Raw genomic sequence first — 23,727 nt, 5'->3', positions numbered from 1 at the left:
CTTCCCTAGATTAGGTTAATTAATGCAACCCAAAAATTAAATTGTGCCATAGTAGTGAGTCTATTCTGCTGAGGAGCATCTCACTTGTGCCATGCGTATTAATGCTTATAGCTGTCAAAAACTATAAAACAATGAGCTTGCAATCAAAAGTTCATGTCTGCGTCACAGTAAGTTCATATCCCCCGCCTAAATTAGAGATAGTCAGTCCCAAGCCGTTTTCCGAAACACTCCTCTCACACCCACGATTACTAGGACTGACTTTTATTCCCTTCTCAGAATGGTTAAACAATAAAAACTATGACTCGCAATATTTTTAACGATAATATTTCCCCGCTCAACGAAGGTAATCCCAAACGCTCCAAATCTTCTGCAATGAAAAAACTTTTTGCCTATTCCTCCTTACTGGTTTTGGGTGCCGGGTTAGGTATCGGTGCCACCTATGCCTACAGCCAAAATCCTCTAGAATTAGCCCAAAATATTGCCACCGCTACCAATAATCCTCGCCCCTCCACACCAGCCGCAGCCGCTCCCTCGTCTTTGGTTATTCCTACCAATTTTGTCGCTTCTGTGGTGCAAGAAGTGGGGCCGGCGGTGGTGAGAATTAATGCTTCTAGGGAAGTCAATGGAGGCGATGATTTAGGCGAATTTGCTAACGATCCTGTTTTCCGTCGCTTCTTCGGTTCCCAAATACCGGAGCGAGGAGAGAGACAAGTTCAAAGAGGCACGGGTTCAGGATTTATTATCAGTAATGACGGTAAAATTATCACCAATGCTCACGTTGTCGAGGGAGCAGATAAGGTAACTGTCACCCTCAAAGATGGTCGCACTATTGATGGTAAAGTCTTAGGTAGTGATCCTTTAACTGATGTGGCAGTGGTACAGGTAGAAACGAGCAATTTACCCACGGTTAAATTAGGTAATTCTGATAGTTTACAGGTGGGAGAATGGGCGATCGCTATCGGTAATCCTTTGGGATTAGATAACACTGTCACCACGGGGATTATTAGCGCCAAGGAACGCAATGGCTCCCAAATTGGTGCTAGTGATAAACGGGTGGATTTCCTGCAAACCGATGCGGCAATTAACCCCGGAAATTCCGGCGGACCTTTGTTAAATGCTCGGGGAGAAGTTATCGGAGTTAACACCGCTATCATTCAAAATGCCCAGGGTTTAGGTTTTGCTATTCCGATTAAAACTGCCCAAAGAATCGCTGAACAATTAATCGCCACGGGTAAGGTGGAACATCCCTATCTCGGTGTTCAAATGGTGCAGTTAACTCCAGAGGTAAAAGAACAATTAGCTGATAGTCCCATGGCTGATAATTGGACTATCCCCGATGATTCTGGTGTCTTGTTAGTGCGGGTGATGAGAGATTCTCCTGCCGCAGCAGCAGGGTTGCGATCGGGTGATGTGTTAAAGTCTGTAGGTGGTAAGAATGTCACCGATCCTGATGCGGTTCGAGAAATTGTTGCTAACACTCAAATCGGCGATAATTTACCCGTAGAAATTAGCCGGGGAGGACAAAAAATTAATCTGAATATTCAAGTGGGTAGCTTGAATACTGCTAACAGATCCTAGTCTGGAAGATAAGTGGTAAAAGACCTAAACTTTATAGAGAGCTTGTTACTAAGCTCTCTATATTTCTAGTTTTACTTTTGGCTCTTGAATCGAATAATTATGCTGTAATAGTCTTTCCTGTGGTTACTGTGGGGAGGGAAAAGTCAGAGGCAATCAGGGCAAAATGATAAGTATTTTATATATAAATACTCTCAATACTTAAAAATATTTAAATTTACAATCGGTAATATTTATTTTTACTTAAGAATTTATTGAGAATAATTTTTATTTATTTACGAGGTTGCAATACTTCCAGCCATTCTGGTATAATTTTGCATTATGCTATGATGGCTTTTATTTTAATTTTTAGAGTTTTAATGGTCTGAGTTGTCTTAAAACCCTTGCTAAATCTAGATTTTTCCCTTGAGCAAAACCAAACACTTTCGCCAATTATCCCTTTTTTCCCGAACAACGTTGATCTAATTTTTGTGTAGTTTTGTTGCAAAGTCAAAATTTTTTTGACAAAATGGCTAAATTGTGGTATGGAGATAGATTGTTGATAGGTGGCCATTCAAACCGAGGCAATCAATAATTAGGACTTGCTGAATAAGTTTGTTGGTGGGGTTAGGAGTCGGTGGTCGGGAGGGGAAGTGAGAAGATCAGACAGAATATGAAGAATGAATGACGACACAAGGAAAGCCCTGCTCTCAAAGCGTTTTCAATGCTGCTCCGATACGCGATCATCTTCAAACTTGACAACGCCGCCGATCGCGCATCAACCTTGAATCGACTCTGGTAGAATTATTATGGTCAAGATGTCCAACTTAAGATCAATGACAAAAATCCTCTCGACAGCCGAAGTGAAAGCGCGTCTTTCCGAATCGATCGATCTTGCTCTCCAAGAGGGCTACGTTGTCATCACCCGCTACGGCAAACCCGTGGCTGCCCTAGTGAGTTACGAAGATATCCGACAATTGCAACGACTGAGAAGCGCTCGTCAGAGGGGAGGGTTAGCGAATTTAAGCGAAAATTGGGAAGATTCAGAAGAATTAGCCGAAGAACTGGATAATATCTTGGACGAGAGAACCTGATGGCTTATCTCTTTGATACCGATGCTATTTCAGAGATGTTACGCAAGCGCCCGCTACTGGACTATCTGCAATGGTTACGATCGCTCGATCGAGAAAATCAATATACTAGCAGTATCACGATCGCCGAACTATATAAAGGTGCGTTCCGTTCCCCGAAGCGCAATCATTTTCTGGAAAAAATCGAAACGAGAATTATCCCCGAATTCACGATCCTGCCATTCGATCGCTTGACAGCGAAAATTTACGGAGAAATTCAAGCGCAACTAGAACAACAGGGAAATATTCTCGCCCATGCCGATTTACAGATCGCATCCACGGCGATTCAATCTAATCTAGAACTGGTTACGGGTAATATTCAACATTTCGCCCGTGTAGAAGCTTTACGGATTAATTACACTCTCGTCCACGCCAGGGCATCTTCAGAAAATGTTCAGAGTTGAGGCAACTTCGGCATCAACCATGGCAGCTGGATCGCAAATATAGGATAACTTTCCCAAAAATCAGCGATAAAAACCCTTTTTTACCGATCTAGCCCGGCTCTAACCCTTGGGAAAATCGGAAATTAGCTTAATCAAAAAATATGCTATAATCAGAATGTAAGCACAAGGGGCCGTAACGGTTTCGACAGGTTAGCGAAAGCTCCCCCGTGATACAGGTCGAGAGTGAGTCTCCTCTCGTAAATCAAAGGCTCAAACAAAAAGTAAATGCGAACAACATCGTTCCTTTCGCTCGTAAAGCCGCTCCTGTAGCTGCCTAATAGTCTCTAATCGACTCGAGCATTCATAGTTTGACTCCGTTAAGGACTATGGATAAACCCCCAACGGATGCCACGTTTAACTTTCTCTAGTTAGTTAACCGTCTAAGCTTTAACTAGAGCATCCCACTGTCCGGGATAAGTGACAGTCCCCGTTTCGAGGGTAATCGAAACTAAACCTGTGAATGAACGGACAGTCAATACCTAATTTGGACAGCAGTTCGACTCTGCTCGGCTCCATTGATTAGTTTAATGAAAAACCTTCTCTCCCGCATGGACGGGGTACAAACACCGATCATTCCCGTGGTCGGTCAATTAATTAAAGCGAACCCCGGCACTATTTCCCTAGGTCAAGGGGTTGTTTCCTATGATCCACCCCGGGAAGCGATCGAATCTCTATCTTTATTTTTAGCCAATCCCAAAAATCATCAATATCAATCTGTGGCGGGAATTCCCCCCTTATTAACAGTAATTCGACAAAAACTAGCCGAAGATAATCGGATAGAAATCAGTGATAAACAGGCAATTTTTGTGACTGCGGGCAGTAATATGGCTTTTATGAATGCTATTTTAGCCATTACTTCCCCGGGAGATGAAATTATTCTCAACACTCCCTTTTATTTCAATCATGAAATGGCCATAAAAATGGCTGATTGTCAAGTTATTTTGGTCGCCACAGACAAAAATTATCAATTGCGTCCGGCTGCCATTGAAGAGGCAATCACAGAAAAAACTAAGGCAGTGGTGACGATTTCTCCTAATAATCCTACGGGAGTAGTTTATCCAGAAAATACCCTAAGGGAAGTCAATCGAATTTGTCAAAAAAAGGGCATCTATCATATTCATGATGAGGCTTATGAGTATTTTACCTATAACCATGCTTGCCACTTTTCCCCGGCGGCAATTGTTGATAGTGAATCCCGGACTATTTCCTTATTTAGTCTCTCAAAAGCCTACGGTTTTGCCAGTTGGCGCATTGGTTATATGGTAGTACCAGAACATTTATCTGAGGCGATTAATAAGATTCAGGATACTATTTTAATCTGTCCGCCGGTGGTTTCGCAATACGCAGCATTAGGAGCGTTGCAGGTGAGTAAAAGCTATCCTTTAGAACAGTTAAAAACCATCAGTCAAGTTAGAGAAATTTGCCTGAATGCTCTAGAATCGGTTAGGGATATTTGTGATGTTGCCACTGCGGAAGGAGCTTTTTATTTCTTCCTGAAAATTCATACAGACAAGAATGATTTTCAGTTAGTTAAAAGTTTAATTGAGCAGCAGCGGGTGGCGGTGTTACCCGGTTCAACTTTTGGTATAACAGAGGGCTGTTATTTGCGTCTTGCCTACGCTACTTTATCTCCAGAAACGGCTTTAGCGGCAGTAGAAAGATTAGTCAAGGGATTGCGTTATTTTACTCAATGATTTTCAAGAATAAATACTAGCTTTCCTTCTTGGTTTTTACTTTACCACAGCCTTGATCATCAACATGAAGTGTAATACTAAACCAATTAAGTAGTCGTGCAAAATTAATTTCCTAGTGAAGATAGGCAAGAGGCAAGAGGCAAGAGGCAAGAGCGGGGTTAGATATGTGTAATTAATTTTGCTTAGGTACTTATCGCCCTAGCCACCATATTTAGACTTTTCCGTTGACAAAAGACCATAACCCGTGCTGTATCTCCTATAGGGGATTAGGCCACGTCTGACCGGTAGAGATAAGCCTGAAAACTCATAAATACCCCGCTAATTTCTTGAATGTCTCCCAATTGGGAGATCGCCTCGTTAATGGTGTGATACTTAATCTCGATCAGTTTTGGCAATTTCTCCCGGTCAAGCTCGCCAACGCCAGAGCGAATATACTGGTCGAGGATAAAGTCGAGAAACTCCCCTTGTTTTCGCGTGTATTTCGAGAAAATTAAATCTTTGTGCTTGATTACCCGTTCTTCTCGCGTCAGGGGTCTGGCTGCGTAGGCGATATAGGTCAGCACGTCGTAAATATCACTGTTTTCCGTGTTGGTGATCCGGGCGATCGCCTGTAGCTGTTCCTCGCCGTAGCCTTTTTCCGCGAGTCCAGTTAGCAGGGATTTGCGGGTGTCGGGTCGGCTCCAGAGAAGGCGTAATTCCGCTTCATCTTGAAAAAGATCGGGAATATCCCCGAAAAGCTGCTGGATAAACTCCTCGGCCGAGATCGGTTTTCCGTCGGCATTCCAGAAGCTTGTTTTCTGGGTGTGTTCTAGTTCTCGTTCCTTGCCGTCGGCCAGTTTGATTTTAATTTTCTGACCTATCGGTAGAGGATCCGGCTCGTCGAGCGGATATTCGATCGCATCAGGTGATTCGGGGCGCGGTCTCGGATCGATGAGGACGGGTTCCTGCGGTTCCCCGTCCCATTCGGGATCGTTAAAGTTTTCGTGGGCTTTAACAAAATCGTAGATAGTAAAATAGTCCTTATTATCGAAAAGGCGCGTCCCCCGTCCGATAATCTGTTTGAACTCGATCATCGATTTGACTGGACGCAGTAGGACGATATTTCTCAGGTTTCTAGCATCTACCCCAGTGGAGAGTTTGCGAGAGGTGGTAAGGATGGTGGGGAGCCTTTTCTCGTTGTCTTGAAACTTTTTTAAGTGGGTTTCTCCCAAGCTGCCATCGTTGGCGGTAACGCGAGCGCAGTAGTTGGGATCGCTGCTGATGGCCATTTGATTGATCAGATCGCGAATGGCTAGGGCGTGGTCTTGATTGGCGCAGAAAACCAGGGTTTTCTCGTTTTGGTCGATCGCCTCCATAAAAATTTTTACCCGTTGGCGTTCCCGTTCCTCGATCTCGATAATCCGGTTAAAGTCGGATTCAGTATAAACCTTGTTTTCGTCGATATCGCCCTCGATCAGTTCATCGTCGGGATCATATTGGTACTCGTCGAGACTGGTGGTGAATTCAACCACCTTAAAGGGGGTTAGGTAGCCCTCGTTAATGCCTTCTTTCAGGGAATAGGTGTAGAGGGGTTCGCCGAAATATTTGTAGGTGTCGCCGTTGAGATCCCGTTTCGGGGTGGCGGTTAATCCCAGTTGTACAGCAGGGGCGAAGTATTCGAGGATTTTTCGCCAAGTGCTTTCGTCGTTGGCCCCGCCCCGATGACATTCATCCACGATCACCAAGTCGAAAAAGTCGGGAGCGTATTCGAGGAAGTTAGGGGCTAGTTCCTCGCCGTTTTGGGTCATAAAGGTTTGAAAGATCGAAAAAAAGACGCTGCCGTTTTTAGGGACTTTCTTTGTTTTCTGGATTTCCTTCGGTTCGATCCTAACGAGGGCATCTTCGGGGAAGGCGGTAAACTCGGTTAAAGCTTGATTAGCCAGAATATTGCGATCCGTGAGGAAGAGAATACAGGGCCGGTGGGTCGGTTCACCGCTCAGGTTCCAACTACTATGAAAGAGTTTCCATGCGATTTGAAGGGCGATCGTTGTTTTGCCGGTGCCGGTGGCCATGGTCAGGAGCATCCGTTTTTGACCAGCTGCGATCGCTTCTAGAACGGCCTGGATGGCGTTGTGTTGGTAGTAGCGGGCCTCGCGCATCCCGCTTTTATTATCGGGGGGGACGGTGGCGAAACGGTCGCGCCAGTGGTTGGAATCGGGGTAGGTGGCCGCCCAGAGTTCTTCCGGGGTGGGGTAGCGATCGATATAGCCTTCTTTTCCGGCGCGGGTATCCACTCGATAAATGCGGAGGCCGTTGGTACAGAGGGCGAAGGGGGTTTGCAGGCGCTCGGCGTAGTCCTTAGCCTGCCCAAGTCCCTCGGTGGGGTGCGCGTCGCGTTTTTTGGCTTCCAGGGTGGCGAGTTTGTGACCCCGATAGACTAAGACATAATCGCAGATTTTCGATGAACTGCGCTGGCCGTAACCCATCAGACGACCGGGGGCAATTACCTCGCGACGAATTTTACTGTCGGGAATGACTCCCCATCCGGCGGCTTTGAGGGCGGGGTCAATCAGTTCGGCTTTGGTTTCGGCTTCGTTCATAAACTAGGGGGCGGAGGCGATGTGTCGGGCTAGATAGTTTTCTAGGAATGTTTGAGTGGAAACGCCCTCTTTCTGGGCTTCGGCTTCTAGTTTGCGAATGATCCAAAAGGGTAAATCGAGTTCGATTTTTTGCTTTTCCCGGTTGGGTCGTCGGGCGGTGGAGAAATCGAGAAATTCGCTCATGTCTTCCCCCGCATCAAATTTCGCGTCAAATTCTTCGGCTTTCATACCAGATATTTCTAGGAATTCGACCCCGCTTTTTCCCGATGGTTTCCCGTTGGTTCTGGCGGCTGGCCCCGCACCGGGTGGATTACGAGTGTTTGCGAGGGTATAGGTCGGCATCGATGAGCGTTCCCGCTATTCTGTGTATTTTAACCCATCTATTGGCTGAGTTGACCGGTGAAGGCTTTTTCTAGGATCGATTGTTTAAGTTCGGCGATCGCTTCTAGTTTGCTTTGGTAAATGGTTTCGAGTTTTTGAGTTTTTTGATAACATTCTTCTATTTGCTCGACGATTTTTTTTTGTTCTACAATTGGAGGAATAAATCTGAAGTAGGGGTTGTACGTCTTGGCGGATGGATCGATAGCGTTTGGCGAGGATTTTGAGATCTTTTTGAAAGCGGGGGGTGAGTCTAATTTCGATGGGGTTTTCGTTAATCGACATCAATGCCTTCCCACATTCGATCTAGGGGGATGGTATTTCCCCCTAGGGCTTCTTGCATTCCTTGTTTAAGGTTGGCAACGATTTCCTCGTCTGGGGTGTCGTCCGGGTTGTGCGATCGTTCCCGTTCTAATTCAAGGCGAAAGGATCTAACGATCTCGTAAATCTGAGTCAGGTGATCTTCGGGGATTTCGTGGAGTTCGTCGATGATTTTTTGGATGATCATGGAGCTACGGGAAGACGCTATTTACATTTTAACGGTTCTACTGGCTGAGTTGACCAGTGAAGGCTTTTTCTAGGATCGATTGTTTAAGTTCGGCGATCGCTTCTAGTTTGCGTTGGTAAATGGTTTCAAGACTGTTAACATTTCCTTTTAAACTATCTAAATTATTAACAACTTTTTCTCTTATTTCTTTAGGCGCAATTGGTATCAAAATAGAATTTAATGCCTTTTGATTAAGCTTTGGTTGAGCCATTCCACTAACATAACGCTCTAAAGAGATCGAGTTTAGAAAATATTCTATGAATCTCTGTAAACTAATATCGTTAAATTTTAAAACATGAGCATGATTATTAACCCATGCTTTTCCACTTATAGAAAATGCAATTGGATAAGTTCTTGCCAAAAGGTTAGCCCCATCTTCAGAAACCAACAGTAGCTCTTCATCAAATATAAAATCATCTACATAATCAACAATACCAGAAGCTCCATAATAAGGAACTTTACCAGAAGTTCTCTTTGATTTCGTTACAGGAATTCTTTCGCTATCCAGATTCTCACTAATATCGCCTAACTTTTCATCTATCCATTCATCTCCTCTCTCCCTAAAAATATTATTTAAATAACTATCAAAAAGCTCCTGGGCATTAATTAAGTTTCTTCGGGTGTTAGCTTCAGCTTGGGCTATACCCTCGAAAGCTTTGTCTAGTATCTCTACTATTCTTTTTTGTTCTTCGATCGGGGGAATAGGAATAATAACATTTTTAACAAGCTGTGTATTAAGATTTCTAACTGTTGAACCTGCCGCAAGATTATCGAATTGTTTATAGGCAGCTTGAGAATTTAAAAAATAATATAAATAATCTTGATCAAAAAGTCCCGATTTATCTTTTAAAACTAGCCAACCGTCATGAATACAACCAGATGTTTTCATAATATACGGACGACCAAAACTCATAGAATTTGACAATAAAAAATCATCTTTTTGAACTAATCTAGATTTCGTAACTCCTTCGGGCTTTATTTTTTCTTTTGTTTCATAAATATATTTTGAACTGGCAGAAGCATCACTGATTTTTATCCAATTGATACCATCTGGGCTATTCGTTAAGTATTGCTGAATAGGTCTAGGTGAGCCACCACGGGCAATATCGCATAAATCGCCAAGCTTTTTAGTCATCCATAGTTCTGGTAAATTAATTGTTTTTTCTTTCATAAAATCTCTCCAATACTTGTAAAAATCTCCGCACTTACTTTAATTTTTTTGTTTTCTATCAATTTTCGTAATCGAAACTCGATGCTGGTGGAGTGAAGTCGGATGCTGGTTGAGCGAAGCCGAAACCACCCTTCCCATCAGCTAGGAGAAGACTCCAATAAATCGGAAATCGCCACTAAAATCGACCCACTTTCCCGGTCTAATTCCGCAATCTCCGCTAAAATTTCCTCCGGCTCGCGTAAAGGATCGCCCTCCGGCGCGTTGGGATTTTTCACCGACAAATCGAAGGAACCCGGATCGACCTCCTCTAAGTCTAAAAACCAAGAGCGCTCCGATAGCTTAAAAGTCGATTGAAACTCGATGAACTCTTGCAAATCATCATCATTGAGCGCGTTTGTTTTTCCGAGACTTCGCCCCGGATCGAGTTGATAAAACCAGATTTTCTGCGTCGGTGAACCCTTGGTAAAAAATAAAACCACCGTCTTTACCCCCGCACCTAAAAACGTCTTAGCGGGACAATCCAAAACCGTATGGAGATTACAGGAGGAGGTTAACTCCCTCCGTAACTCTCTGGAGCCGTTGTCCGCGTTCGACAGAAAGGTATTCTTAATAACGATCGCACCCCGTCCCCCAGTTTTCAAACTCTTGATGAAATGCTGGAGAAAAAGAAAGGCCGTCTCTCCGGTATTGATCGTGAAATTGCCGCGGATCTCCTTGCGTTCATTGCCTCCGAAGGGGGGATTAGCTAAAACGATGTCATAACGATTCTTCTCTTGAATCGCTTGAATATCTTCGGCCAGGGTGTTGGTCTGAATAATATTGGGGGCCTCGATCCCGTGCAGGATCATATTCATCACCCCGATAATATAGGCTAAAGCCTTTTTCTCCTTGCCGAAAAAAGTCCTCGTCTGTAGGGTTTCTAGCTCTTTCGTACTCAGATCGGCCTTACTGTGGCGTAAATACTCGTAGGCCTCGCAGAGAAACCCCGCCGAACCGCAGGCCCCGTCATAAATCGTCTCCCCTAATTGCGGTTTAATCACTTGAATCATCGCCCGGATCAGAGGCCGGGGGGTGTAATATTCGCCCCCGTTTCGCCCCGCATTGCCCATATTTTTGATCCTGGTTTCGTAGAGGTCCGAAAGCTCGTGTTTCTGCTGTTGCGTGCGAAACTGAAGCCGGTCGATACTTTCGAGAACTTCCCGCAGGTTGTACCCGCTCTGAAACTTATTCCGCACCCCTGCAAAAATTTCCCCGATTTTGGCCCCGAATGTCCCCAGTTCCGCGTATTGCTTAAATCCCTGAAAGTAGGGAAATAGCTCGCTATTGACGAACTCGATCAGATCGTCCCCTACCTTGGCGGTTTTCAGCAGTTCACCCCTTGCGTCCTTGGGGTAGGCCCAATTCGACCAGCGATAGGGTTCGTCTAGTAACGGATCGTAGTCTTCTCCTGTTAATAACGCCCGATTCTGGCGATCGACCTCCAAATCGTCGAGATATTTCAAAAAGAGAATCCAGGAAATCTGTTCCGCGTAATCCAACTCCGTCGCGCACCCCGCCTCTTTTCGGAGAATATCATCGATATTCTTAAATGTCTGCTCGAACATAGGAAAAAGATTAGATACTCTCAAATCTTACCTCGATCGCTCCCCTATCCCTACCGTAGATTGGTCAAGTTGTCCCATCCTCGAACTTTACGTATCAAATAATTAGCTTTTTGTCAAGCATACAAAAAAACTATTTTTGAGGAAATAAATCGAGAATTTTTTCCAGAAAATGTTATCTAAAACACTGTTTTCGGGAAGAAAACAATCTTCTCCATACCACATATAGAGTTATAAGATTATTTAAGACGCTAGATGTTGTGTTTTTTCAGAAAATCTGCTAGAATACTCTAGTACAAATAGATTAATTTGTCAAGTTTTTTAACGCCGCAATTTCCCAATTATGCAATCGAAGCCCTTGACTACTGCCGTCTCCATTCACAAAAATAACGAAGTAATACCCTTTCGTTCTACCCCTTTAGCTAATATGGGCAGCCATGGAATTAGAGTGATTCGGCGCGATGGTTCCACCACCAGCTTAAATATCGGCAAAATTCGCGACGTGGTAGAGTGGGCTTGTGAAGGTAAAAAAGTCAATTCGATCGCCTTAGAAGCGGGTTTAACCACACGTCTGCGGGATGGGATTACCACTAGGGAAATACAGGATAATTTAATTAATTGCGCCCTAGAAATGTGTAGTCCCGAGGAACCGGATTGGCGCTATGTGGCGGGAAGATTGCACATTTGGAGTCTGTGGAAAGATACCTTAGTAGCGCGGGGTTATCAGTACGGAAATTACGAGAAAACTGTCAAAACTCAAGTTAAAAATCGGCTGTACGACGAAAGGATTCTCATCTATTCCGAAGCGGAATTAAAAGAAGCTGGTTCTTGGATTAATCCCGATTGGGATATCGATTACGATTACGCCGGGGCATTATTAATTACTAGCCGTTATTTACTTAAAAATGAGTTACCCCAAGAGGCATTATTAACTTGTTCCCTACTGCTTGCTACTGTGGAAGAGCCGGCTAATAGACTCCACTGGGCTAAGAAATTTTATCAAGGGATTGCTCAAAGAAAAATCTCTCTTGCCACCCCAATTTTAGCCAATTTACGCACACCCAAAGGTTCCCTAACCAGTTGTTTTATACTTTCCATTGACGACAGTTTAGAAAGCATTTTTAGCGAGATTACTAATGCTGCCCGCATCTCCAAAAATGGTGGCGGTGTCGGGGTGAATGTGAGTAGAATTCGCTCTACTGGTAGCTGGGTAATGGGGAAAGCTAATGCTTCCGGCGGAATTATTCCCTGGATTAAATTACTCAACGATACAGCTATTGCAGTAAATCAGGGGGGAAGACGCGCTGGAGCAGTAACTATCGGTGTTGATATCTGGCATTTAGATGTGCCAGAGTTTCTGGAAATGCAGACAGAAAATGGTGATCAAAGACGCAAAGCTTATGATGTTTTTCCCCAATTAGTTATCACCGATGAATTTATGCGTCGGGTGATAGATAAAACCGAATGGACATTAGTAGATCCCTACGAAGTCCGCAATAAGTTAGGTATAGAATTAGCGCAACTATGGGGGGAAGAATTTGAAAAGGCTTATCGTTTAGTAGAAGCTAATTTAGATAGAGAGATTTTCCTCTATAAAAAAATTAATGCTCGGGACTTATTTAAAAGTATCATGCGTTCCCAAGTGGAAACAGGAATGCCCTATATTGCTTTCAAAGATACCATCAATCGCGCTAACCCTAATAAACACGATGGCTACATCCCCGGTGTAAATTTATGCACCGAGAGTTTCTCGAATGTCACCCCCGATAAAACTGCCCATTGCTGTAATTTAGTTAGCCTTAATTTAGCCAACATTGACAGGGAAGAAATCGAGTCTAATTGTCAAATCGCTGTCAGGATTCTCGACAATACTATTGATATTACTAATCCTCCCTTTGATAATGCTAAAAACCACAACGATAAATATCGCACTATTGGGGTAGGGGCGATGGGATTGGCTGACTGGTTAGCTAAACGGAAATTATCCTACAATAACCTGTCAGAAATTAGTGATTTATTTGAAGAAATTGGCTATTGGTGTACCTATTCCTCGATGGAATTAGCCAAAGAACGCGGCGCTTATCAAGCTTTCTTGGGTAGCGAATGGAGTCAAGGTAAATTAATCGGTGCTAAACCAGTGGAATGGTTTTTAAATAACGCAGTGCAACCGCAAAGATGGCAACAATTAGCCGAAGATATTCAACGATTTGGCATCCGTAATTCCCATATTACTGCCATTGCTCCTAATACTTCCTCCAGTTTGGTACAGGGATGTACCGCTAGTGTTTTGCCGGTTTATAGTCGCTTTTTCTACGATAAATGGGCAAAGGGAACTGTTCCCATCGCACCACCTTTTATTGAAGAAGCTTTCTGGTTTTATCCAGAGAATAAAAACCTCGAACAGCAGCAAGTGGTAAAAGCGATCGCTACTATGCAAGAATGGATTGATACAGGAATTTCTATGGAATTATTATTCAACCTCAATGAAGGGGTTTACTTTCCCGCAGAACCTAACCGTTGTCTCACTGCTAAAGATATCTTTGATACTCTAATCATGGCGTGGGAATTGGGGTGTAAAGCGATTTATTATGTCCGTACCGTGCAAAAGGACAATTTTCGAGAGTCTGACGATAGTTGTTCTAGTTGCGCTAATTAAAGCTAAGATAAGTCTTATTCATCAATTAATCACACCTATGGATAAGACTTTATACGAACAGGATTACTATCTCTGGTTAGAGAAAACCATATCTTTACTAGAAAATCGCCAGTTTTCTGAGTTGGATTTAGAAAATTTAATTGAAGAAATAAAAGATACGTCCAGAAGAGAACGTCAGAAGTTAGAGAGTTTACTAACTAAACTCTTGGAACATTTACTTAAATTAACTTATTGGCAATCTAAGCGCGATTACAATAAAAACAAGTGGCGACGAAAGATTTTAAATTTTCGCATTCAAATAAAAAGAATTATTAGCAATAAAAAGGATGGAACTTATCATACAAACTTAGTATCTTACCTCACCGAGATTCTCGATCAATGTTATGAGGATGCTTGCCATCTATTTGTCGAAGGTTCTGGCATTGATAAAAGACTTTTAAGTGCTACACTTATTGGATCAATTGACCAAATTTTAGATAAAAATTGGTTTCCTGAGTTTCTCGGAAAGGATTAAGCAATGAAGAATGATTTATACGAAAAAGATTACTATCTCTGGTTAGAGAAAACCATATCTTTACTAGAAAATCATCAGTTTTCTGATTTAGATTTAGAGAATTTAATTGAAGAAATTAGCAGCATGGGTAAAAGCGAGAAACGAAGTTTAGAAAGTTATTTAACTCGCTTATTAGAACATTTGCTAAAACTGGTTTACTGGCAATCGGAATTAGAATATAATCAAAGAGGATGGAAAAATGAAATTCGGAACTTTCGCCTACGAATTCAACAAATTATTGAAGACAGTCCCAGTTTAAAGCCCTATGTATCGGAAATTTTCTCGTCCTGTTATCAAAATGCCCGTAAATTGTTTCTGGATTTATCTGGAATGGCTGAAAATTTGGTCGGTTTAGCTCCAATTTGCACTATAGAACAGGCTTTAAATGAGGATTGGTTTCCTGAAATATCAAAATAATGGGGATAATTATGGAAAAGAAATTATACGAAAAAGATTACTATCTCTGGTTAGATAAAACCATTAATTTACTGGAAAATAATCAGTTTTCTGATTTGGATTTAGAGAATTTAATTGACGAAATTAAATCTATGTCTATCAGTCAACAGAAAGCATTAAAAAGCAATCTGACTGTGATTTTGTGGCATTTACTAAAATACTTACAAGAGCCAGAAAAACAAACCAGAAGCTGGGCATTAACCCTTTTTGAGCATCGAGAGAGAATCGAAGAAGATTTAGAAAATAGCCCTAGTCTTAAGAGTTTTTTAACAGAAGAAAATTTAAAAAAATGCTATAATAAAGCCAGAAAAAAAGCTGCTATTGAAACAGGGATAAACCTAGAGAAATTCCCGAAGAATTGCCCATTTACTTTGGCAGAAGCCCTAGATTTTGAATTTATCCCTAATCAAAACATTTGACTTTTTACCAAAAACCTACTATAACCTAGAAGTGCCATAATATCCAAGGAATCATGTCCTTACATTTAGTTAATTCTTGCCATTCGATGCCCATTTCCCCGATCTTCAATCCGTCGGGAGATGATGCGATCGAAAACCGTTCGATCTGGTTTGGTAACACCACCAACCTGATGCAATTAAACGATGTCCGCTACACCTGGGCGGTGGGTTTATATCAACAAATGCGGGAAAATTTCTGGATTCCGCAACGCTTAGATATCACTCAAGACGTGACTGAATACGGGCATCTTACCGACGAAGAAAGATATGCTTATGATGGTATTTTGTCCTATCTAACTTTTCTTGATTCCGTACAAACCTGTAATATTCCTCACCTAAAAGGTAGCGTCACTGCGCCAGAAATTAGTCTTTGTATGGCGGAACAAATTTCTCAAGAAGCCATGCACAATCAAAGTTATCAATACCTAATTGAAACGATTATTCCCTCGGATCGCAGAGGTGAAGTTTATGACTTTTGGCGCACCGATAAAGTTCTCAAGGATCGCTGTCAATTTATCGCTAGTCTCTACCAGCAGTATATCGACAAACAAACTACTGAAAGCTATTTTATCGCCCTTCTTGCCGACTATTTGCTAGAGAGTTTGTATTTTTATAACGGGTTAAATAATGAGGTAGCCCACTAGCATCGTGAGGTGTTAGTTAAAACTCGCCAAATTGCTGGGAAGCCCTAAAGCCCTTATGCCAAAGCGAAGTCTGAAAAGATAAGCGTAAAGGAGCGAGAGCAGAAAAAAGTTAAGGGATTTAATAAAAGCCGTAAGGCAGCTATTAAAAACAATGGGTAATCAGCAGCCAAGCCTCTATTTTAAAGGGGAAGGTTCAACGAACAGAGGGTGAGTATCTTCTTGGTAAATACGCTATAAAAGGTTCAAGAAGATAATGGTATGTTCTAGCCCCACTCTGAAAGGATGGGTAGTTGCGTCATCTTTTTCTATAATCTCGCTTCTCGACAGCTAATGTCTGGTAGCGCTGACGTTTTCAAAATGATCAACCGGGACGAATTAAGTCACGTCCGTTTGTATCAGAAACTTATTCCTGAAGCCATGGCAATTTTTCCCCATTCTGTTGAACAAATTTATGAGATGTTCGATAATGCGGTTAAACACGAATGTCGCTGGACAAATCACATTGTTGGCAACAATATTTTAGGTATTACCGAATACAGTACCGAACAGTACACTAAATACCTTGCTAATATTCGACTGAAAGCGATCGGACTTGAGCCTTTATACAGGGAAGAAAAGTATAACAAAAGTCCCTATAACCATCTGGAACGCTTCTCCGATACCAAAAAAGAAGGCCACACCAAAGCGAACTTTTTTGAAGCAACCGTTACCAGTTATGTTATGTCTTCTGGCTTAAGTGGATGGGATGAAATTTAAAATTTAAGGGACAAAAATGACCCAATTTTTTACCATAAAGTGGCAACTTTGTCAATGTTTTTGACAACTTTTGACAAAACTTAGCAGCATTTAGATAAAAGGAAGAAATTAGTGCTAATTTCTTCCTTTTTTTGCTTAGGTAATACTAAATCTGGTTATTAAAGACTGATTATTTATTCCCCCTGTTGCCTGTTGCCTCTTGCCTTTTGCATGAGTGCCTCTCCTCATAACTAGCCTGTACTCAACGGATTTAGGATTATTGTCATCGAAATCACATTTAACCCCAATTGACCTGAGAAAATTATAAAACTAGCGTTAATTTTCCCAAGTTGCCCTAGAATAAAAGCGTTAAAAAAACCGAGCAACTGCCGTACATTGCTTAAAAATTAACCAAAGATGACTACTACTAGCGATAAACCGACAAACGATCTCTCAAAAATCTCCATGCGAGATTTAATGATCCAACTGAAAACATCTCCCGACGGTCTCACCACCAGTGAAGCAAAAAATCGCCTCGATAGCGACGGTTATAACGAGATTGCCGAGAAAAAAGTCAGCCCCCTGCTCAAATTCCTTTCCTACTTTTGGAATCCCTTTTCCTGGATGATCGAAGCGGCGGTAATTTTTTCCGCTATCGTCGGTGATTGGGTGGACTTCGTGATTATCGCCATTCTATTGGTGGCTAACGGCTTGATCGGCTACTTCGAGGAAAAAACCGCCGGGGATGCGGTGGCTGCCCTGAAAGCGCAACTCGCCCTCAATGCCGATGCCAAAAGAGACGGCAAATTTATCTCCGTCCCCGCTAGGGAATTAGTACCAGGAGACGTAATCCGGATCAAGATCGGCGATGTGCTGCCGGCCGATGCCCGATTGCTGCCGGGGGATCCCGTCAAAATTGACCAAGCTGCCCTAACGGGGGAATCCTTACCCGTGGATCGCAGTTCTGGCGAACAAGTGTACTCAGGTTCAGTGGTGAAAAAAGGTCAAGCTGAGGCCATAGTTAACGGGACCGGCAGTAATACCTTTTTTGGTCGTACCGCTAAACTGGTAGCCAGTACCGAAAACGTCAGCCATTTCCAGAAATCAGTTCTCAAAATCGGCGACTTTCTCATCGTCATTGCCCTGATTTTAATCGCTATTATCGTTGTTTATCGTCTCTATAACGGTATTGTCGAAAAACAGGGCTTAGAATTGATCCGCTTGCTGAAATTCTGTCTCGTTCTCACCATTGCTTCTGTTCCCGTCGCCTTGCCCACAGTTCTTTCCGTCAGTATGTCGGTAGGGGCGAAGGCACTAGCGGATAAAAACGCCGTGGTGACACGCTTGGCGGCGATCGAGGAACTAGCGGGCATGAATATGCTCTGTTCCGATAAAACCGGCACTCTCACCCTTAATCAGCTGAGTTTAGGCGATCCCTACACCCTGCCGGGGATCAGTGCCGACGATCTAATTCTCACCGCTTCCCTCGCTTCCCAAACTAGCGATGACGATCCGATCGATAAAACTATTCTCGCCGGTTTAAAAGATGCCACGGTACTCGATCGCTATCAAGTCACCCACTTTACCCCCTTCGATCCCGTCGCTAAACGTACCGAAGCCGATATTACCGCCCCCGATGGTCAGACTTTTAAAACCAGTAAGGGCGCACCGCAGGTAATGCTCGATCTAGCCTACAATAAAGAGGAAATCGAAGGGCCGGTGAATCAAATCATCGAAGATTACGCCAAAAAAGGCTATCGCGCCCTAGGAGTGGCAAAAACCAACCCCCAAGGTCAATGGCAATTCTTGGGCATTATTTCCCTATTCGATCCACCACGGGTTGATTCCCAATTAACCCTACAAACCGCCCTAAAATTAGGGGTTCCCGTCAAGATGATCACGGGGGATCAGGTGTTAATCGCTAAGGAAACCGCTCGACAATTGGGTTTAGGTAACAATATCCTCGATGCCAAAATTTTTCGGGAAGTCCCCCCCAATCAGTTAGGAACCCTCGATGAACAGATTCTCAGTGCCGATGGTTTCGGTCAAGTCTTCCCAGAGGACAAATATCATATCGTCGATGTCTTGCAGAAAACCGATCACATTGTTGGTATGACTGGAGATGGGGTCAATGATGCGCCGGCGCTGAAAAAAGCCGATGCGGGGATTGCGGTTTCCGGGGCGACGGATGCAGCCCGGGCGGCGGCCGATATAGTTCTCCTTACCCCCGGTTTATCGGTAATCGTCGATGCAATTAGGTTAAGTCGTCAGATTTTTGAGCGGATGACCAGTTATGTTCTCTATCGGATCATCGCCACAATTCAGATTCTCGTTTTTACCACTTTGGCGATTCTGTTCTTTAATTCCTACCCGATTACGGCAATTATGATCGTTTTCTTAGCAATTCTTAACGATGGAGCAATCATGACGATCGCCTACGATAATGCCAAGATATCGAAAGTACCCCAAGCTTGGGATATGCCGAAAGTTCTCACCATTGCTTCGGTTTTGGGCGTGGTCAACGTCATTGCCACTTTTCTGGTGTACTATCTAGCGGGCCGGGTATGGGGAATGACTCCTGACAAGGTGCAAACCTATATTTTCCTCAATATCGCTCTCTTAGGGATGATGACTCTCTATTCGGTGCGGGCAAAAGGTGCGTTTTGGTCCTTGGCCCCTGCTAAACCTCTAGCGATCGCTACTGGCATCTCGGTCATTATATCTTCGCTGATTTCGCTGTTCGGAATCCTGATCGCCCCGATCGGTTTTGAGGGAGTGGCAAAAAGCTGGCTCTATGCCCTAGTCTGGTTATTGATTATCGATCGAGTCAAATTGGCTCTCTATTCGATTTTTAATCGTCGCAAGGCAGATTTAGGCAATACCTATCAATCCACTTGGGAGAATTTGAAAACTCGATTGTAGTCCCTATCATGGGGAAAACCAAGCTCATCAGGCACTTTCCCCAGAAAACTTTTTTCAGCAAACTCTAATTATACTAAATCCTGTTTTAAAAAGATGATAACAATCAGTCATAAGTTAGCCAATGATAGTGAGTCAAGTTTTTAATTTCATTACTGAACTTCCCCCATGCATATATACCATAATAGACGAAAACCCTTATCCATCAATGGATGCACCCCCTTAACCCTTCTTGATGTACCCATGTAATTTGTAATATTTCTTAATGGACAAGAATTCTCTCCATTTGCTAAAATGATAGCCATGTATATAGAAAAAGTTCCTAACCGTAATTCTCCCCCCGCTGTTCTTCTTCGAGAGTCCTACTGAGAAGGAGATCAAGTCAAAAAAAGAACCCTGGCCAATCTCTCAAAATTACCCGATGATATTATCGACAATCTAAAACTGGCTCTTAAAGGAGCAACACTGTCCATGAATGAAGGCATTCCCAATCATTTTGAAGTGATTAGAAGTCTTCCTCATGGTCATGTAATGGCTATTTTAGAGACGATTAAAAAATTAGGTTTAGATAAAATAATCAGTGAAAAATCCTCACGAATCAGAAACTTAGTCGTGGCAATGATTGTGGCAAGAATCATCAATCCTAAATCGAAACTAGCCACAGCAAGAGGGTTTAATAGCGAAACTTACAGTCAGAGTTTAGGACAATTATTAGACTTAGAGAAAGCTGATGAAGACGAATTATATAACGCCTTAGATTGGTTATTAGAAAAACAAGAGAAAATTGAGAAGCACCTAGCACTTAAACACTTAGAATCAGGAACATTAGTCTTGTATGATGTCACTTCTGCCTACCTAGAAGCAGCAATTCTCATTTTAAGGTTTCATGACATTAAAACCCTTGCACCTAGAGGGGTTAATAATTCTTAACGAATCTCTAGATCGCTGAAACAACGCAAAATAGTTTCAAAATGAGAATTGCTGTCCAGTCATTACATGGAATCTATCGGCGACTACCTGGGCCGATGGTATCAATTCTTTCGCCAAATTTTTATAGGGCAACCAAAGGTCTATGCTGACTTCTTCAATTTGCTCTAACACCTCTTTTCCCCAGTCTGTAAGCGTTTTTTTCAATTCTTCTTGTGTTCGCTTCTCTAGAATAGCTATTAGTTTTCCCGTATCTAAATTTACTAAAACCGCACAGTAATTTTTTTGTCCTTTGACTAGAGCGATTTCATCAATTCTAGTCTTTTTAATTTCGATAAGTCTGGTTCTGTAATTTCTTTGGCTATGTCCTCTATCATTCTTTGTATCTCTTCTTCCGTTACGTCATTTCTTCGACTAACATTTAAAATATCTCCTTCTTTTAATTGTTCTAGTATATTTTCGGCTAGTCTTTTCGTATAGGTTCGTTTACTGGCGACAAAATCTAACTCTTCGCTAAAGGGTTTTCGACAATTATCGCACTTAAATTGACGACGATTAACTTGTAGGTACACTGGTTGACCTGAGAGCGGTAAATCTTTGACTAAATGTCGATGATTTTGGTGGAGTTTATCGCTCTCTAACCCACAACGAGGACAGACTGCTTTTTTATTTTTCGATTCGATTTGGAAAACTATACCGATATTTTCTAGGTGTAGATAGCCTTGAATAGAGGTTCCTTCTAGGTTCAAAAATTTGTCAAGTATCATAAGTAAAATACTCTGGTTTTTGGCTATTATATCAAATCTTAACTCGATTGTCTATCTTTTTGTATTAACCAGTTTGTGCCTTAAACCTTTTCCTGTATGGGTTTCAGCTATTTTTGGGCGTAGGCTCTCTCATCGAATTTTATTTTAAGTTAATTATTTGCATAACAGTTACCGAAGAGCCCACAAACTGAAGAACCTTAATTAATTTATTCAGAGAGGAATCGTCTGATTAAATCTTCCCGTGAAGACTCCAATAATAAACGACTAGACTCCATCGGTGATAACCTGAGCAACTCATCAATAACTTTTATTAAAGACTCATCCAATTCTCCAAACCTCACTTGCATTAAATTTTCAATAATTTGTCGTTGTCCTTGTTGAAGTCCTTGTTGAAGTCCTTGCTGAAGTCCTTGTTGAAGTCCTTCCCGTTTAGTCGCCTCTTTCCACTCTAAATAAGATTGAGATAAAGCCATAAATACCTCCCTATCTTCTGATTCTAAAAGATTGTTAACTTCAACACTCACACGCCAACTAATCAATAATTCCATGACATTTTGACGGAAGGAATCGCCAGAGGGCAACTCAAGCAACTCTCTCACCGCTTGGCTTTGGGTTTTCCCCCTTCCCAACAATCTTAACAGTAAAGTGTCCGGGGTAATAGGTAACTGATTAATCGCTACAATTGCCGTTCGGTGAGAGGGAGATAAAAAGTAAATCCCTTCTGTCCAGTTTTCTAGTTCTAATTTAGCATCAAAACTCTCTAGGATGTGTAAACTAATAGAAGTAGCCAAAATCCATAATCTAGGTAAGTCATCCTCGTTTAACTCAGTTTTTTCCCGTTTCCCTTTCCGTTGAAGTTCAGCGAAAATCGAAAACAATTTTAAGATACAGTTGCGAATTTCCGTTCGATTGGGAGCATTGCGAAAAGGCTCAAGCAAAGTGCTTGTTGTCACCATTTGCCCTAAAAGACCCAAAGATTGAGCATTTTCCCGCATATTAGAGTCAGGAGAGAAGAAAACATCCACCTGACGGGTTTCATCCGCCACTTCCTTGCTAACTTCCACCCTTCCCAAAGGAGACAGCAATTCTTCTAGGTATTGTTTGGCAAATTGGTCGTGAGGTCGTCTAGTCATATCTTCAATCTTAGATCAGAAAAGACCGAACCGCACCCGACCCGTTTCATAACCTCAGCTTATCAAGAGCATAAGTAACAATATCGTCAAACCCCTTTACAAACCGTTACAAACTCCTTAAGATAGAGACATCATCAATCAATCGTACCTCGATAACTTAATAGGAATCATCAACCAATGACCACCACTCTACAACAGCGCGAGAGCGCTTCCCTGTGGGAGCAGTTCTGCCAGTGGATTACCAGCACCAACAACCGTCTATACATCGGTTGGTTCGGTGTCATCATGATCCCCACCCTGCTCACCGCCACCACCTGCTTCATCATCGCCTTTATCGCCGCTCCTCCTGTAGATATCGACGGTATCCGCGAGCCTGTAGCTGGTTCTCTACTCTACGGAAACAACATCATCTCCGGTGCAGTTGTTCCCTCCTCCAACGCGATTGGACTCCACTTCTACCCCATCTGGGAAGCAGCTTCCTTAGATGAGTGGTTATACAACGGTGGTCCTTACCAATTAGTCATTTTCCACTTCTTACTAGGTGTCTTCTGCTACCTCGGTCGTCAGTGGGAACTGTCTTTCCGTTTAGGAATGCGTCCTTGGATTTGTGTCGCTTACTCTGCACCTGTATCCGCCGCTACTGCTGTATTCTTAATCTACCCCATCGGACAAGGTTCCTTCTCTGATGGTATGCCTTTAGGAATCTCTGGAACCTTTAACTTTATGTTCGTGTTCCAAGCAGAACATAACATCCTGATGCACCCCTTCCATATGTTAGGTGTGGCTGGTGTGTTCGGCGGTTCCTTGTTCAGTGCCATGCACGGTTCCCTAGTAACTTCTTCCTTAGTGCGTGAAACCACTGAAATCGAATCTCAAAACTACGGTTACAAATTCGGTCAAGAAGAAGAAACCTACAATATCGTTGCCGCTCACGGTTACTTCGGACGTTTAATCTTCCAATACGCTTCTTTCAACAACAGCCGCTCTCTGCACTTCTTCTTAGGTGCATGGCCGGTAATCGGTATCTGGTTTACGGCAATGGGTGTTAGCACCATGGCGTTTAACCTCAACGGTTTCAACTTCAACCAGTCGATTCTCGATTCTCAAGGTCGTGTAATCGGTACTTGGGCCGATGTGTTAAACCGCGCTGGTATCGGTATGGAAGTAATGCACGAGCGCAACGCTCACAACTTCCCCTTAGACTTAGCTAGTGGTGAACAGGCTCCTGTAGCTCTGACCGCTCCCGCTATCAATGGTTAATTCCTAGTCTGAACGAAAAGGCACTCCCGCAAGGGGGTGCTTTTTTGTTGTTAGAATTATGATAAGCGTTGCTGAATTAGGCGATGATTTGATAATTTTGGATTGATCATCCTGAAATTTTC

At 42.7% G+C, this 23,727-nt stretch carries 17 protein-coding genes, 1 other RNA gene and 4 pseudogenes; 14 read left to right on the top strand and 8 right to left on the bottom strand.

The window, feature by feature from the left end; genetic code table 11:
• Window positions 1–297: 297 nt before the first annotated feature.
• Window positions 298–1,578, top strand: coding sequence for an HhoA/HhoB/HtrA family serine endopeptidase (locus ACE3JL_RS09050; protein WP_375329314.1), 1,281 nt, complete (start codon window positions 298–300; stop codon window positions 1,576–1,578).
• A gap of 316 nt (window positions 1,579–1,894) precedes the next feature.
• On the opposite strand, the gene ACE3JL_RS09045 is transcribed toward ACE3JL_RS09050, so the two are convergent.
• The gene (locus ACE3JL_RS09045; protein ID WP_375329313.1) at window positions 1,895–2,128 is read right to left on the bottom strand and encodes a hypothetical protein; all 234 of its coding nucleotides are present in this window, start codon (window positions 2,126–2,128) and stop codon (window positions 1,895–1,897) included.
• 262 nt (window positions 2,129–2,390) lie between these two features.
• Between ACE3JL_RS09045 and ACE3JL_RS09040 the strand changes: the two genes are divergently transcribed.
• From ACE3JL_RS09040 to ACE3JL_RS09025, 4 genes are all read left to right on the top strand, one after another.
• Window positions 2,391–2,648 carry a type II toxin-antitoxin system Phd/YefM family antitoxin gene (locus tag ACE3JL_RS09040; RefSeq protein WP_002757932.1) on the top strand — a complete coding sequence of 86 codons (258 nt, stop codon included), beginning with the start codon at window positions 2,391–2,393 and terminating at the stop codon, window positions 2,646–2,648.
• Window positions 2,648–3,088 carry a type II toxin-antitoxin system VapC family toxin gene (locus ACE3JL_RS09035; protein ID WP_002784674.1) on the top strand — a complete coding sequence of 147 codons (441 nt, stop codon included), beginning with the start codon at window positions 2,648–2,650 and terminating at the stop codon, window positions 3,086–3,088. The genes ACE3JL_RS09040 and ACE3JL_RS09035 overlap by 1 nt, the downstream gene beginning before the upstream one ends.
• Window positions 3,089–3,254: 166 nt before the next feature.
• Window positions 3,255–3,645, top strand: a transfer-messenger RNA (tmRNA) gene (ssrA, locus tag ACE3JL_RS09030).
• 9 nt (window positions 3,646–3,654) lie between these two features.
• Window positions 3,655–4,821, top strand: coding sequence for a pyridoxal phosphate-dependent aminotransferase (locus tag ACE3JL_RS09025; protein ID WP_375329312.1), 1,167 nt, complete (start codon window positions 3,655–3,657; stop codon window positions 4,819–4,821).
• A gap of 266 nt (window positions 4,822–5,087) precedes the next feature.
• Here ACE3JL_RS09025 and hsdR read toward each other — a convergent pair whose 3' ends face one another.
• The 5 genes from hsdR to ACE3JL_RS09000 all read right to left on the bottom strand — a co-directional run bounded on the left by hsdR (window position 5,088) and on the right by ACE3JL_RS09000 (window position 11,100).
• Complete coding sequence (gene hsdR, locus ACE3JL_RS09020) at window positions 5,088–7,400, bottom strand: EcoAI/FtnUII family type I restriction enzme subunit R (RefSeq protein WP_375329311.1); 2,313 nt, start codon at window positions 7,398–7,400, stop codon at window positions 5,088–5,090.
• Window positions 7,401–7,403: 3 nt separating this feature from the next.
• Window positions 7,404–7,742, bottom strand: a complete 339-nt coding sequence (gene brnA / locus ACE3JL_RS09015) for a type II toxin-antitoxin system BrnA family antitoxin (RefSeq protein ID WP_271987791.1) — start codon at window positions 7,740–7,742, stop codon at window positions 7,404–7,406.
• A 310-nt stretch (window positions 7,743–8,052) separates the two neighbouring features.
• Complete coding sequence (locus ACE3JL_RS09010) at window positions 8,053–8,286, bottom strand: hypothetical protein (RefSeq protein ID WP_045359782.1); 234 nt, start codon at window positions 8,284–8,286, stop codon at window positions 8,053–8,055.
• Between the two features lie 37 nt (window positions 8,287–8,323).
• Entirely contained in the window at window positions 8,324–9,496 is a 1,173-nt protein-coding gene (locus ACE3JL_RS09005; protein ID WP_375329310.1) for a restriction endonuclease subunit S, read from the bottom strand.
• A gap of 137 nt (window positions 9,497–9,633) precedes the next feature.
• Window positions 9,634–11,100: an N-6 DNA methylase gene (locus tag ACE3JL_RS09000; RefSeq protein ID WP_375329309.1), complete on the bottom strand. Its 1,467-nt coding sequence runs from the start codon at window positions 11,098–11,100 to the stop codon at window positions 9,634–9,636.
• 340 nt (window positions 11,101–11,440) lie between these two features.
• Here ACE3JL_RS09000 and ACE3JL_RS08995 point away from each other — a divergent pair, with 340 nt between their 5' ends.
• The 8 genes and pseudogenes from ACE3JL_RS08995 to ACE3JL_RS08960 all read left to right on the top strand — a co-directional run.
• A complete protein-coding gene (locus ACE3JL_RS08995) occupies window positions 11,441–13,753 on the top strand; it encodes a ribonucleoside-diphosphate reductase subunit alpha (protein WP_271990083.1) in 2,313 nt (770 codons plus the stop codon).
• A gap of 37 nt (window positions 13,754–13,790) precedes the next feature.
• Window positions 13,791–14,267 carry a DUF29 domain-containing protein gene (locus tag ACE3JL_RS08990; protein ID WP_375329308.1) on the top strand — a complete coding sequence of 159 codons (477 nt, stop codon included), beginning with the start codon at window positions 13,791–13,793 and terminating at the stop codon, window positions 14,265–14,267.
• A 3-nt stretch (window positions 14,268–14,270) separates the two neighbouring features.
• Window positions 14,271–14,723, top strand: coding sequence for a DUF29 domain-containing protein (locus ACE3JL_RS08985; RefSeq protein WP_375329307.1), 453 nt, complete (start codon window positions 14,271–14,273; stop codon window positions 14,721–14,723).
• Window positions 14,724–14,734: 11 nt separating this feature from the next.
• The gene (locus tag ACE3JL_RS08980) at window positions 14,735–15,181 is read left to right on the top strand and encodes a DUF29 domain-containing protein (protein ID WP_375329306.1); all 447 of its coding nucleotides are present in this window, start codon (window positions 14,735–14,737) and stop codon (window positions 15,179–15,181) included.
• A gap of 53 nt (window positions 15,182–15,234) precedes the next feature.
• Window positions 15,235–15,834, top strand: a pseudogene (locus ACE3JL_RS08975) (ribonucleotide-diphosphate reductase subunit beta); the annotation flags it as partial.
• A 271-nt stretch (window positions 15,835–16,105) separates the two neighbouring features.
• Window positions 16,106–16,620, top strand: a pseudogene (locus ACE3JL_RS08970) (ribonucleotide-diphosphate reductase subunit beta); the annotation flags it as partial.
• A gap of 396 nt (window positions 16,621–17,016) precedes the next feature.
• A complete protein-coding gene (locus tag ACE3JL_RS08965; RefSeq protein ID WP_375329305.1) occupies window positions 17,017–19,521 on the top strand; it encodes a plasma-membrane proton-efflux P-type ATPase in 2,505 nt (834 codons plus the stop codon).
• Window positions 19,522–19,821: 300 nt separating this feature from the next.
• Window positions 19,822–20,379, top strand: a pseudogene (locus ACE3JL_RS08960) (tail length tape measure protein); the annotation flags it as partial.
• A 129-nt stretch (window positions 20,380–20,508) separates the two neighbouring features.
• On the opposite strand, the pseudogene ACE3JL_RS08955 reads toward ACE3JL_RS08960, so the two are convergent.
• A pseudogene (locus ACE3JL_RS08955) lies at window positions 20,509–21,212 on the bottom strand (ISL3 family transposase); the annotation flags it as partial.
• Window positions 21,213–21,418: 206 nt separating this feature from the next.
• Window positions 21,419–22,345, bottom strand: coding sequence for a hypothetical protein (locus ACE3JL_RS08950; RefSeq protein WP_375329304.1), 927 nt, complete (start codon window positions 22,343–22,345; stop codon window positions 21,419–21,421).
• A gap of 177 nt (window positions 22,346–22,522) precedes the next feature.
• On the opposite strand from ACE3JL_RS08950, the gene psbA reads away from it, so the two are divergent.
• Complete coding sequence (gene psbA / locus ACE3JL_RS08945; RefSeq protein WP_045358920.1) at window positions 22,523–23,605, top strand: photosystem II q(b) protein; 1,083 nt, start codon at window positions 22,523–22,525, stop codon at window positions 23,603–23,605.
• The last annotated feature ends 122 nt before the right edge of the window (window positions 23,606–23,727 follow it).

Source organism: Microcystis sp. BLCC-F210 (assembly GCF_042134685.1).
In the GTDB taxonomy this organism is placed as follows: domain Bacteria; phylum Cyanobacteriota; class Cyanobacteriia; order Cyanobacteriales; family Microcystaceae; genus Microcystis; species Microcystis aeruginosa_D.
Note: the sequence above shows the minus strand (reverse complement) of the source record. Positions and strands in the feature narration are given on the sequence as shown.